Source organism: Acinetobacter sp. YT-02 (assembly GCF_002412355.1).
GTDB lineage: Bacteria > Pseudomonadota > Gammaproteobacteria > Pseudomonadales > Moraxellaceae > Acinetobacter > Acinetobacter towneri.
Map to the genome: position 1 here is coordinate 1 of NZ_NOZT01000046.1, position 11,680 is coordinate 11,680.

Consider the following 11,680-nt stretch of genomic DNA (forward strand, 5'->3'; position numbering starts at 1 on the left):
TGCTCACCCAAGCCTTATTTGAAAAAATTACTTAAAAAATGGGAGCTTAAGGCTCCCATTTTTATTTCGTATAAGGTGTATTATGTTAATTTTAGAAAATCTTCACTACTATTATTTTAAAATAAGCCTTATATCCAAGCATAAAACAAGGTTGTCTAGACTTCTTTTAACAGTAAAGTTATCATAAAACTGAATTTTATTTTTTAGGTAAGTTTATGCATTCTATCCGCATTCGTTAAGACACAACTATTTGCATAGTGACACTATTTTATAATGGTGGGCTTTTGTTGTGTCTTTAAGAATATATGCGGATATATAAAGTAAAAGTATGCTTAATTTATAAGTATGCTTTTAGTGCATAGTTTCCAGTTATAACTTAATTGACTAGCTATTTGTCCACCCTGTGGATGAATAGCTTTTTTTTTGGGAGGACACTGTGATGCTAGCTTTTGTTTTCACCTAAATCCTGTTTGCTGCATAAAAAATTTCAAGAGCTAAACAGGAGTAAATAAAAATGAGTTTAATTATTAAAGCGAGAAACATACGCTTGGATTATGCTGGGCGTGATGTTTTGGATATTGATGAATTGGAAATTCACTCTTATGACCGTATTGGTCTTGTGGGTGATAACGGAGCAGGAAAGAGTAGTTTACTCAAAGTACTTAATGGCGAAATTGTTTTAGCCGAAGCGACATTACAGCGTTTTGGTGATTTTGCACATATCAGCCAACTGGGCGGAATCGAAATAGAAACGGTCGAAGACCGGGCAATGTTATCTCGCCTTGGTGTTTCCAATGTACAAAACGACACAATGAGTGGCGGAGAGGAAACTCGTGCAAAAATTGCTGCCGCATTTTCCCAACAAGTACATGGCATTCTAGCGGATGAACCAACCAGCCACCTTGATCTCAATGGAATAGATCTACTTATTGGTCAACTTAAAGCATTTGATGGAGCATTACTTGTTATCAGTCATGACCGATATTTTCTTGATATGGTTGTAGACAAGATATGGGAGTTAAAAGACGGTAAAATTACGGAATATTGGGGTGGTTACTCGGATTACTTGCGTCAAAAAGAAGAAGAGCGACAACACCAAGCCGTAGAATATGAGCTGATGATGAAGGAACGGGAGCGATTAGAATCTGCTGTGCAAGAAAAACGCCAGCAAGCTAATCGATTAGACAATAAGAAAAAAGGAGAAAAATCCAAAAACTCTACCGAAAGTGCTGGACGACTTGGGCATGCAAAAATGACTGGCACCAAGCAAAGAAAACTGTATCAGGCAGCTAAGAGTATGGAAAAGCGTTTGGCTGCATTAGAAGATATTCAAGCACCAGAGCATTTGCGTTCTATTCGTTTTCGTCAAAGTTCAGCCCTAGAACTGCACAATAAGTTCCCGATTACGGCAGATGGTCTGAGCTTAAAATTTGGTAGCCGTACTATCTTTGATGACGCTAACTTTATAATACCGCTTGGCGCTAAAGTCGCTATAACTGGATCGAATGGAACAGGGAAAACGTCCTTGTTAAAAATGATATCAGAACGTGCTGATGGATTAACCATATCTCCAAAAGCTGAAATTGGCTACTTTACACAAACAGGATATAAATTTAACACGCATAAATCTGTGCTCTCCTTTATGCAGGAAGAGTGCGAGTACACAGTTGCGGAAATTCGTGCAGTATTGGCTTCAATGGGGATCGGAGCGAATGATATTCAAAAAAACTTATCCGACTTATCGGGAGGTGAAATCATCAAACTGCTTTTATCCAAAATGCTTTTAGGAAAATATAATATTTTGCTTATGGATGAACCAGGAAACTATCTTGACCTAAAAAGTATTGCCGCATTAGAAACAATGATGAAGTCCTATGCAGGAACTATTATCTTCGTATCTCATGACAAGCAATTGGTCGATAATATTGCTGACATTATCTACGAGATCAAAGACCACAAAATCATCAAGACTTTTGAGAGAGATTGTTAATGATAGCCAATCTAATCCGAACATTAATTATTGAACTCTTTAAAGGAAATTAAAAATGACAATTCAAGATATTCAATCACTTGCTGAAGCACACGGCTTGTTGCTTACGGACAAAATGAATTTCAATGAAATGGGCATTGATTTTAAGGTCGTTTTTGCTCTTGATACAAAGGGGCAACAATGGTTGCTGCGTATTCCTCGTCGTGATGGCATGAGGGAACAAATCAAGAAAGAAAAACGCATTTTAGAATTGGTAAAAAAACATCTTTCTGTAGAGGTTCCTGATTGGAGAATTTCATCTACAGAATTAGTGGCTTATCCCATACTTAAAGATAATCCTGTTTTAAATTTGGATGCTGAAACCTATGAAATAATTTGGAATATGGACAAAGATAGCCCGAAATACATAACATCTTTGGCAAAAACCTTATTTGAAATCCATAGTATTCCTGAAAAAGAAGTTCGGGAAAATGATTTGAAAATTATGAAACCTTCAGATTTAAGACCTGAAATAGCAAACAATTTGCAGTTAGTAAAATCTGAAATTGGTATAAGTGAGCAATTGGAAACCCGCTACAGAAAATGGTTGGATAATGATGTTCTATGGGCAGATTTCACCCAATTTATACATGGCGATTTATATGCTGGGCATGTACTAGCTTCAAAGGATGGAGCTGTTTCAGGCGTTATTGATTGGTCAACAGCCCATATAGATGACCCAGCGATTGATTTTGCTGGGCATGTAACTTTGTTTGGAGAAGAAAGCCTCAAAACTCTAATCATCGAGTATGAAAAACTAGGGGGTAAAGTTTGGAATAAACTATATGAACAGACTTTAGAAAGAGCAGCGGCCTCTCCTTTGATGTATGGTTTATTTGCCTTAGAAACTCAAAATGAAAGCCTTATCGTTGGAGCAAAAGCTCAGTTGGGAGTTATATAATTTAAAAATATGATTGCTGAGAACTGCCTTGTTTTGAAACTTGGTTGGCTTTAATTAGTTTTTAGTATTCTTTATAGAAAATGCCTCGATCAAGGGGCATTTCTAACAATCATTTAACATAAAATTTCTTATGTGAAGTAACCTGAATGCAGCGGTGCCCCATTGGGGGCGCGTTGAGATAAGCCTCTTTTAGATAACTTTAGCAACTCGATAGACAGTTGCAACTCCACAATTCACTGCTTTGGCAATTTCTTCCTTAGTCATATTGCCAACTACTAGCAATTCTTTTATTCGTTTATGTTTAGCCTCATTTGCCTTCTTGCCTGTTGGTTTGTAACCCGAACGTGCCAGGCCCTGCTTAATACGTTCTATACGTTTCTCATTGTCTAGGCGGGCCATTGTTGCCAGAAGATCAATCAACATATTGTTGATGAGTTCCAAGATTGAATGAGTAATGCTGTCACTGGTTTGAATCATTTGGTAGGTAGTAGGAAGATCTGCTACGACTAAACGAAGTCCCTTCTCCTGGATCCTGCGCTTCAGCTCTTGAAAATCTCGTTGGGTTAGGCGTGATAAGCGGTCAATACTTTCAACTAACAATGTGTCACCTTGATTTGCTTCTGACAGTAGCTTATTCAATTCAGGTCGGTCTAACTTCGTACCACTATAGTTTTCCACGTACACAATGGTTTCACCCAAATTCAAGTTTTGGTTTAGATCCTGAAGAATCTGCAAAGCCCTTTCTGCATCTTGATCTTTAGTTGAAGCTCGTAGATAAATACGTGTATTCATTTCTATCATTTAATCTTAATTCTATTAGATTAATGATAATACTATCATTTAATTATTGCATTAAGTCTAATGATAGATATTGTATGCGATTTGGCTCGCTATCATTCAGGTATAGTCCAATGATAGAACACTAGTCATGGTTGTAGGGGCAGAGCGGGAACTTTGCCCCACTTTTATAACCAATTTGAAACAGTTGTTACTTCAACAAAGGATGACCTTGAGGGACCATCATTTTAATTTAGTTGCTATTTAATTGCTGATTAGTTGCTATTTAGTTGATATAATATCCTAAAGTTTAGGATATGGATATTTTAATGAGCGTTCAATCGAGATTATCAAAAAATGCGTGTAGATTAATAAAAGCCGCGCAGTCCATTATTTTTGTTCGCTGGCAAGCAGACAGCGGGACTCAAAAAGTCGTAGCACTGGCACAGATGGCGGAATGGCAGCACCCATTGATTCTATGTGCTGGCGATGGTTTTTGGGATGCTCATGACTTTGACAAAGCAAAGCGTTCTATCAAGCGACACAACAAAGGCATAATTTTTATTGATAGACGCGATTTTATTTTTAACGATCCGTTAGAGCTATCGAAGCTATAGCAGAGCTGACCGCAGAAAGAAAAAACTATAGTCTTTTGATAAAAAAAGCATGACTAAAAGCCATGCCTTGGGAATTCGTATAACGTGTATTATGTTAATTTTAGATAAACTATAGAATCCATTAGTTTTTAAACCAATAAATTAAATATTTTATGGAACTCCAGAATATTTATTCAGGCGATACTTAAGCAATAAGGGTAGGGTGATTACATAAAGTATTGCAGCTAATGCCCATACCATTCCAGGAGCTGATGCCTGAGTCATAAAATAGAGGCTAGTAACTAATACAGGACCAATTATAGCCCCCAGACTATTAAAACTGCTTAATAGCCCTTGTAATTCACCTTGTCTTTCATCACTAATACCTCTGGACATCATTGCTTGCAAAGCAGGAACGGCTACTCCACCAAGGGCAAACAATGGTAACAACGCAAAAGGCACCCATTCTTCAACAGCAATAGATAAAAGAAGTAAACCAATTGCATCGCAAGCTATTCCACATAACAACGTATTTTTCTCTCCAAACCTCTTTACCATAGGGGCGATAGCAAAAGCCTGTGCAATAGAATGGCATATTCCATAACTAGCAAGGGAAACACCTGCAATAAATATACTCCAGCCATAACGATCCTGCCCATAGATAACCCATAAAGTTGCGGGGACTTGTGAAACCAATGTGATAATTAAAAAGATACCAAGCAATGGAGCCATATTAGGTTGAGTGATCAAATAGGATAATTTCTTTAATATTGATTGCTCCTGAACCTTCTCAGTCATTTTATTGCTGTGTTTTGATTCTTTTAATAAGACTGCTGTCATTATTAAAAGAATCCCATTCATAAAAGCAGCAGCAAAGAACGGTGCATGTAAGTTCCATTCACCCAAAACTCCACCTATTACCGGACCCGCTATAAACCCAATACCAAAGACAGCTCCAAGGAGACCAAACCTTTTTGCACGCTCATGGGCTGGAGTAATATCTGAAACATAAGCTGTTGCAACAGCCATGTTGGCACCTGTAATTCCCGCAAAAATACGACCAATATATAGCCACAATAGAGAAGGAGCAGCAGCCATTAGGAGATAATCAGCCGTTGCACCAGCAATTGAAATAATTAATACAGGTCGACGTCCAAATCGGTCACTCAACGCTCCAAGGATAGGTGCAAAAATGAACTGCATCAGAGCATACACAGCTAATAAAGCACCATAGTGAACACCGCCTGCTTCAGCTCCAGCCAATGACCGTAATAATTCAGGCAAGATCGGCATAATTAAACCAATCCCAACAGCATCCAGAAATATAGTGATTAAAATCACGCTCAATGATTTCTTCACAAATGCCTTCTCTAGCAATGATAGAATTAATATTCTCTCACACACTCCCTATCAGTGATAGATTTATGAGTAAAAAAGATATTGCACCTCAACGTCTGACACGTGAAATAGTCCTGCGTACCGCATTGGATATGTTGAATGAAGAAGGCATAGATTCAATAACCACACGCAAGCTAGCTCAACGATTGGGTATTAAATCTCCAACTCTATATTGGCATTTCAAGAATAAATCCTTGTTAATGGAAGCAATGGCGGAAACCATTATAAATGAACACCATTTAGTTTCTTTACCCATCGATGGGATGACATGGCAAGATTGGTTGCTCGCTAATTCTGTAAGCTTTCGTCGAGCACTACTAGCTTACCGTGATGGTGCTCGTCTACATGCAAGAACTAGCCCCAGTCAAGGACATTTCAACACGATTGAGGCCCAAGTTGCGCTGTTATCTCATGCTGGGTTTTCTCCTGTTGAAGCAGTTGCATTACTTATGACATTAGGAAGGTTTATTGTTGGGTGGGTCCTTGAGGAGCAGCAAGAAGAAATAAGATCAGACCCACCATTCGAAGCCGATCCAACTATATATCCACTCATGCTCCAAGGAGTGAATACCTTACAAAATATGAATGCGGATGACATTTTTGAAAATGGGATTCGTATGGTGATTATCGGTGCTGAAAGACAACTTGATATTAAAATGCAAACTTAACTCTATACTGCTTTAAGCAACTGTTCTATTTAGTAATAAAGCTTTTATCCTTAATTATTTAACATAATGGTGGTTATACGCAATACACTTGTATATTAATATAAATATCAGACACTTAATAAAACCAGAAAAATCTAAAAATGAGCAAAAAGCCGATTTTGAAACAAGTCGGCTTTTTTATGTTCGATTCTGTAAGCTTTTGCCAATAAAAAATGGAAGAACTTTGCAAAAGTTACAATTTTGTATTAACATTTTTATATTAACAAAAAGCGATGCAACTATGGAAATTGAGTTTTCATGGGATGAGCATAAAGCAGAAATAAACCTTAAAAAGCATGGTATAGCTTTTGAAGATGCGACATTGGTTTTTTACGATGCTCATGCCTTATATAAACAGGATCGCTTTGAAAATGGTGAATATCGTTGGCAAGCGATAGGTATGGTACATGGGCAAGCTGTTTTATTGGTGGCCCACACAGTACAAGACCATAATGGGATGGATCATATCCGCATTATTTCGGCACGACAGGCAGAGAAAAAAGAGAGGAAACAGTATGAGCAAAACCGTTACGTACAAAGTAGATTTGAATAAACCTCCTGTTTTGTCTGAAGAACAAAAGGCAAGACTTGAAGCTCTGGCTAAACGCGCAGACAGTGAAATAGACTTTTCCGACATTCCTGAACTTGATGAAAGCTTTTGGAAAAATGCTGTCCAAAATCCGTTTTATAAGCCAACTAAACAAGTGACTACAGTACGCATTGATGCAGATGTCATGCAATGGCTAAAAGCACAAGGCAAAGGCTATCAGACACGTATGAATAAGATTTTACGTGATGCAATGCTGAATGATTTAAAAAATCACCCATAAAAACGGAGCTTAAGCTCCGTTTTTTACAAACTATTTTTAAGCTTATAGAATCTAAATTCGGGGTAAATTAAACCTATAATAAAAAGAATGGTAAATGCTATCCATAGAAACAAAGCCATAGCTCTAAGCTGTTCTTCATTCCATGAGCTTGATTCCATATCTAAGAAAAAGATACTCTTCCAGCCTTTAATATAATCAGCTCCACCCCATGAAATAATCCATTTGAACATTAAGCTAACTGCCAAATAAATAAGTACCCACACCCATGTAGACATAAATTACCTTATTATTTTTAATCACTTATTGGATAATTATAACTGATCTTAATAGTCTTATTTAACATAAAATCTCTTATACGAAATTTGAGTGTAAGCCACGAGCAGAAATGTCCAGATAGGACATTTCTAGTCGAGAATAGCAGCATACTTCCCACCTAATTTTTCCTGTCCAAAATCAAAGCGTGTCAATGTGTGGAAAATCTTTTTTAAATAGCTATTTTTATTAAAGTTAATTCTGATTTTGTGTCATGTTGTGTCAATTCAATTAAGTATCATAAAATCGCTGAAAGCCTTGCTGTATATGGGTTTCGTGGCATCCTGATAAGGTGCGTATGGTGTGTATTAAAAAATGAATATTTTTTAACCAAAAATTCAATATTATTGAATTTTAAAGCGTCATTAAAATAACCAATAAAATCAATATCTTATTTTATTTCAAGTTTCCTAGCATCTTAGGCTACAAATATTTATGCAAAATTTATGCATTTTGTATGCAAATCAACTGCAAAAAAACTAATTTTATGCACTCTGTGTGCAAATAGTATATAAATAATATACAAATAACCTTCCAGGCTACCCTTTAAGTACCTAAGTGAATTACAGAAGATGAGGATGAAGAATGCGAAAAAAATTTGGGATTTTTAAAGAAAAGTACCCTCATATCATTTCTATGTTAGAGAAAGGCTATCCATATACTGACGTTATTTTGGATCTCAAAGACAACCATCAACTAGACTTAAGTTTCAATACTTTTAGAAGCTATCTTTACCGGTATAGAAAAGAATTAAATTCTGTTATGAATACATCGGAAAAATTGACAGCCACCCATACGTATTCAGACGATCATTTGAAAAACGTAGATACATCTCATAAAGAAGATTCGCTGCAGCCTACTCTGACTAAAGTTGGCAGAACACAAGAAAACATGAGTTTTCGAGATCGTGGACAACTTTTTATTGCTCGATTAATGAGTGAGTCAGAACCAAATGTAGATTAAATATATCTGTATATCTTTCTATTCTCTTCTATAAGCCCTAACTCCAAAAAAGATGAGGTTCCCCCATAGGTAGGTTTAAAAGTCAGTTAAACAGCAAAAGAACGCATTTTAGCGAGTGTCTACGAGCGAAGTATTGTTATTAAAATTCTCACTATGTTTTTTCTCTGATTACAAGCTCTCCCTGTGATTCAAAAACTTAGATACAGAGCATCCCGAAGGGTGCGAATAGATTTTATTTGAGTCTAGATCGAGCGAAGCGAGCATAAAAAAACTCATGAGCGAAGCGAATTCCGAGTTGCTTTTGCTTTTTTTTAAATTTATCAATGGATTAACCAAAAAATTGCCCCTTCGAACTGAGCGTAAGCGAAGTTCAATAGAGTTTGAGCGTAGCGAAAACCAAGGGCAATTTTTCATGCTTAATGTTTTTAATTATTTTTAATATTTTAATGCTTTTAGGTAAGCTGTAATACTTATGAATAAAGGGTTTCAGCCTTAATAAGACTACAATCTCTTCGCTATAAGACTACAATCTCTTCGCTATAAGACTACAATCTCTTCGCTATAAGACTACAATCTCTTTGCTTTTGACTACATTGAGTGATAATGTAGTCTCAACAAAAGAAATAATTCTACTCTTATGAAAAACGATTTAATTGTAAAAGATAATATTCTTGTTAATGCTAGTTATAATTTAGAAGTTACAGAACAAAGACTTATCTTATTATCTATTATTAGAGCCAGAGAAACTGGACAAGGTATTACTTCTGATAGCAAGTTAGAGATTCATGCCTCTGATTATGCAACTCGCTTTAATGTCACAAAAGAAGCAGCATATAGTGCTTTAAAAAATGCTGTACATAATCTTTTTGAAAGAAAATTTTCCTTCAAAGATAATCATGCTGATACAGACAAAGAGATTGTAGTCAAATCTCGTTGGGTAAGTAGAATTTCATACGTAGATGATCTTGCAATCTTAGAAGTGACCTTCGCTCCAGATGTTGTGCCTTTAATTACGAGATTAGAGAAACAATTTACAAGTTATCAATTAAAACAGGTTGCTCAATTAACGAGTAAGTATGCTATTCGCTTATATGAGTTATTGATTTCATGGAAAAGTACAGGAAGAACACCAATCATTGATATAGCTGATTTCAGATCTAAATTAGGTTTAGAAATAAATGAATATCAGAAGATGATTAATTTTAAAAATCGTGTATTAGAACCCGCAATTCAACAAATCAATGAGTTAACGGATATTGTTGTAAAGTATGAACAGTTTAAATCAGGTAGATCTATCTCTGGTTTCCAATTTAGTTTTAAACATAAAGAAGAGTTAATCCAAGTTAATAATAATATTGATAATGCCGTTTATTTAGCATCTAAAATGACAGATGCTCAAAGACATATGTTTGCTCATAAGCTTTCAGAACTTCCAGAAATGGGGAAATATTCGCATGGTACAGAGAGTTACCAACAATTTGCTGTACGTATTGCAGAGATGTTGCAAAATCCTGAACAATTTAAAGAACTATATCCATACTTAAAAAAAGTGGGATACATGACATCAACGAAAAAGGACACTATGAATGGCTAAGTTATCACTCAGTGAGGTATCTAACCGCTTTAATGTTAGTCGTTCAACGTTATATAGAGCTATAAAGGAAGGACGTATCAGTCGTGGTGCAGATGGCCTATTTGATGTCGTAGAAGTTATTCGTTGCTTTGGAGAGCCAATTAAAAAGCACGAGCCAAACCAAGTAATAACTTCACCCAAAGATGATGCGGATTTGCGTCAGTTGGTTGACTTCATGAGAAAAGAGATTGAATCATACAAGGATAGAGAAAAACGTTATTTAGACCAAATAGACCGCTTCCAATTGTTGCTAGGACATAAAGAGTCAGAAGAAAAAATGTCTCATGACACACCAAATAGACATTTCAATGAAACACCTTGCGACAACAATGATGACTCAAGTGAAAGTATTGAAAATAAAAGCATAGAGCCAAACTCATTATCTCATGACACAGTAACGAGACATACCAGTGGAGCACCAAAAAACGTATCACAGACACATCATGAGACAAGAAAAAAGCGTAGCTTATTTGGGCGAGTACTGAGTGCGGTATTCGATGAAGACTAAGCTCCCCAAGGAGCATTACGTATGAAAAAACTGAAAGAGATCCTGCAAGGTATTGCCTTTTTATTTGTTGGGATTCCGATCATGATCATGGCCAGCATCATAGATCAACGTGCCTTCAAAAAAGAGAGGGATGAACGCCAAAAAGAAAAAGACCAGGCATCCTGATTATTCAATTGAGCTAATCAAAAGTGTGGAACATTGATGAAATAATAGGCGTGGAACGTGAAAAGTCATAAAAAAAGCCCAATCGGGTGTGATTGGGCTATAAACTAGAAACTACAGCATTGATTTCTAAGAAAAATTATAACACATTTCGTATAAGGTGTATTATGTTAATTTTAGAAATTCTTAATTTCCATCTATCCAAACTTGCTTGATCCAATCTGCTAAATCTTCCCACTGCTCATCGCTATATCCATCTGCTGTCCAATATCTAATTTTATGATTAGGAGATAGGCAATAATAACTACCATTATCTTCACAAATAGGTAGCCAATCTTCTGGCAGACCTTGCTCCCTAGCATCATTTAATATCTGAGATAGCCCTCGATAGCATTCTTTCTCATCTGTAAGAGACGCTAATTCAATTGTTCCATAAAAGATATTGCTAATCTCTTTCAAAACTTTTTTATAATCTTTTGGAAAAATAAAACCTATTTTTCGTTCATAAGCAGATATGAAAATATCATCAGGTAGTTCTATGTTTAGACGACTATTCCCAGATAGTTCTTTTAATTCTTGAATAATGTTATCAAGCTTATTTTGCATATACATTCTGCTCTATCGCATTAAAGTTCTTACTACAATTTAACATAATGGCTGTTATGCGAAACGAGATCTACCAGCTCTCGTTTTTTGTTATGGAAACTGCTAAAATTCAAATACGCCATTGACGTATAAAGAGTCCATGTTATTTATTGAAACCAGCATCTTTACCAAGCAAATTAAAGACCTTGTATCTGATGAGGAATATCGTCAACTTCAGCAAGATCTTTTGGTACAGCCTGATAGAGGTGACCTAATCAA

Annotated in this window: 14 protein-coding genes; 10 read left to right on the forward strand and 4 right to left on the reverse strand. The window is 36.1% G+C overall.

Translation table 11 applies throughout. The features are described 5' to 3' along the window. The first annotated feature begins 514 nt into the window (after nucleotides 1-514). Both msr(E) and CF596_RS11550 read left to right on the forward strand, forming a co-directional pair. Nucleotides 515-1,990 (forward strand): ABC-F type ribosomal protection protein Msr(E), encoded by a 1,476-nt coding sequence (msr(E), locus tag CF596_RS11545; RefSeq protein ID WP_000052512.1) that lies wholly within the window; start codon nucleotides 515-517, stop codon nucleotides 1,988-1,990. 55 nt (nucleotides 1,991-2,045) lie between these two features. Next, nucleotides 2,046-2,930, forward strand: coding sequence for an Mph(E) family macrolide 2'-phosphotransferase (locus CF596_RS11550; RefSeq protein WP_000155092.1), 885 nt, complete (start codon nucleotides 2,046-2,048; stop codon nucleotides 2,928-2,930). A gap of 189 nt (nucleotides 2,931-3,119) precedes the next feature. On the opposite strand, the gene CF596_RS11555 is transcribed toward CF596_RS11550, so the two are convergent. After that, the gene (locus CF596_RS11555; protein ID WP_015060246.1) at nucleotides 3,120-3,731 is read right to left on the reverse strand and encodes a recombinase family protein; all 612 of its coding nucleotides are present in this window, start codon (nucleotides 3,729-3,731) and stop codon (nucleotides 3,120-3,122) included. A gap of 293 nt (nucleotides 3,732-4,024) precedes the next feature. Here CF596_RS11555 and CF596_RS11560 point away from each other — a divergent pair, with 293 nt between their 5' ends. Beyond that, nucleotides 4,025-4,324, forward strand: a complete 300-nt coding sequence (locus CF596_RS11560; RefSeq protein WP_227515244.1) for a hypothetical protein — start codon at nucleotides 4,025-4,027, stop codon at nucleotides 4,322-4,324. A gap of 150 nt (nucleotides 4,325-4,474) precedes the next feature. Here CF596_RS11560 and tet(39) read toward each other — a convergent pair whose 3' ends face one another. Beyond that, entirely contained in the window at nucleotides 4,475-5,662 is a 1,188-nt protein-coding gene (gene tet(39), locus CF596_RS11565; protein WP_087551687.1) for a tetracycline efflux MFS transporter Tet(39), read from the reverse strand. 65 nt (nucleotides 5,663-5,727) lie between these two features. Here tet(39) and CF596_RS11570 point away from each other — a divergent pair, with 65 nt between their 5' ends. From CF596_RS11570 to CF596_RS11585, 3 genes are all read left to right on the forward strand, one after another. Beyond that, the gene (locus CF596_RS11570; RefSeq protein ID WP_004787586.1) at nucleotides 5,728-6,369 is read left to right on the forward strand and encodes a TetR/AcrR family transcriptional regulator C-terminal domain-containing protein; all 642 of its coding nucleotides are present in this window, start codon (nucleotides 5,728-5,730) and stop codon (nucleotides 6,367-6,369) included. A 280-nt stretch (nucleotides 6,370-6,649) separates the two neighbouring features. Then, nucleotides 6,650-6,961 carry a BrnT family toxin gene (locus CF596_RS11580; RefSeq protein ID WP_096902542.1) on the forward strand — a complete coding sequence of 104 codons (312 nt, stop codon included), beginning with the start codon at nucleotides 6,650-6,652 and terminating at the stop codon, nucleotides 6,959-6,961. Beyond that, entirely contained in the window at nucleotides 6,924-7,238 is a 315-nt protein-coding gene (locus CF596_RS11585; RefSeq protein ID WP_096902543.1) for a BrnA antitoxin family protein, read from the forward strand. Before CF596_RS11580 ends, CF596_RS11585 begins: the two co-directional genes overlap by 38 nt. Nucleotides 7,239-7,261: 23 nt before the next feature. Here CF596_RS11585 and CF596_RS11590 read toward each other — a convergent pair whose 3' ends face one another. Further along, on the reverse strand, nucleotides 7,262-7,513 hold the full coding sequence (locus tag CF596_RS11590) for a hypothetical protein (protein WP_004969151.1): 252 nt from the start codon (nucleotides 7,511-7,513) through the stop codon (nucleotides 7,262-7,264). Between the two features lie 622 nt (nucleotides 7,514-8,135). On the opposite strand from CF596_RS11590, the gene CF596_RS11595 reads away from it, so the two are divergent. The 4 genes from CF596_RS11595 to CF596_RS14795 all read left to right on the forward strand — a co-directional run bounded on the left by CF596_RS11595 (nucleotide 8,136) and on the right by CF596_RS14795 (nucleotide 10,819). Continuing rightward, nucleotides 8,136-8,513, forward strand: a complete 378-nt coding sequence (locus CF596_RS11595; RefSeq protein ID WP_001227386.1) for a hypothetical protein — start codon at nucleotides 8,136-8,138, stop codon at nucleotides 8,511-8,513. A gap of 637 nt (nucleotides 8,514-9,150) precedes the next feature. Then, the gene (repM, locus tag CF596_RS11605; protein ID WP_096902544.1) at nucleotides 9,151-10,107 is read left to right on the forward strand and encodes a replication initiation protein RepM; all 957 of its coding nucleotides are present in this window, start codon (nucleotides 9,151-9,153) and stop codon (nucleotides 10,105-10,107) included. Beyond that, complete coding sequence (locus CF596_RS11610; protein ID WP_096902545.1) at nucleotides 10,100-10,654, forward strand: plasmid replication DNA-binding protein; 555 nt, start codon at nucleotides 10,100-10,102, stop codon at nucleotides 10,652-10,654. Before repM ends, CF596_RS11610 begins: the two co-directional genes overlap by 8 nt. Nucleotides 10,655-10,675: 21 nt before the next feature. Further along, a complete protein-coding gene (locus CF596_RS14795) occupies nucleotides 10,676-10,819 on the forward strand; it encodes a hypothetical protein (RefSeq protein WP_171324994.1) in 144 nt (47 codons plus the stop codon). A gap of 183 nt (nucleotides 10,820-11,002) precedes the next feature. Here the strand turns inward: CF596_RS14795 and CF596_RS11615 are convergent, their stop codons facing one another. Continuing rightward, on the reverse strand, nucleotides 11,003-11,422 hold the full coding sequence (locus tag CF596_RS11615) for an SMI1/KNR4 family protein (RefSeq protein ID WP_001180106.1): 420 nt from the start codon (nucleotides 11,420-11,422) through the stop codon (nucleotides 11,003-11,005). Between the last annotated feature and the right edge of the window lie 258 nt (nucleotides 11,423-11,680).

Bases quoted from the DNA above. Each gene is read 5' to 3' on its own strand.
- CF596_RS11580 (WP_096902542.1), top strand. From the start codon at position 6,650: ATGGAAATTGAGTTTTCATGGGATGAGCATAAAGCAGAAATAAACCTT.
- CF596_RS11560 (WP_227515244.1), top strand. From the start codon at position 4,025: ATGGATATTTTAATGAGCGTTCAATCGAGATTATCAAAAAATGCGTGT.
- repM (WP_096902544.1), top strand. From the start codon at position 9,151: ATGAAAAACGATTTAATTGTAAAAGATAATATTCTTGTTAATGCTAGT.
- CF596_RS11610 (WP_096902545.1), top strand. From the start codon at position 10,100: ATGGCTAAGTTATCACTCAGTGAGGTATCTAACCGCTTTAATGTTAGT.
- CF596_RS11555 (WP_015060246.1), bottom strand. From the start codon at position 3,731: ATGATAGAAATGAATACACGTATTTATCTACGAGCTTCAACTAAAGAT.
- CF596_RS11550 (WP_000155092.1), top strand. From the start codon at position 2,046: ATGACAATTCAAGATATTCAATCACTTGCTGAAGCACACGGCTTGTTG.
- CF596_RS11585 (WP_096902543.1), top strand. From the start codon at position 6,924: ATGAGCAAAACCGTTACGTACAAAGTAGATTTGAATAAACCTCCTGTT.
- CF596_RS11595 (WP_001227386.1), top strand. From the start codon at position 8,136: ATGCGAAAAAAATTTGGGATTTTTAAAGAAAAGTACCCTCATATCATT.
- CF596_RS14795 (WP_171324994.1), top strand. From the start codon at position 10,676: ATGAAAAAACTGAAAGAGATCCTGCAAGGTATTGCCTTTTTATTTGTT.
- CF596_RS11590 (WP_004969151.1), bottom strand. From the start codon at position 7,513: ATGTCTACATGGGTGTGGGTACTTATTTATTTGGCAGTTAGCTTAATG.
- CF596_RS11570 (WP_004787586.1), top strand. From the start codon at position 5,728: ATGAGTAAAAAAGATATTGCACCTCAACGTCTGACACGTGAAATAGTC.
- CF596_RS11615 (WP_001180106.1), bottom strand. From the start codon at position 11,422: ATGCAAAATAAGCTTGATAACATTATTCAAGAATTAAAAGAACTATCT.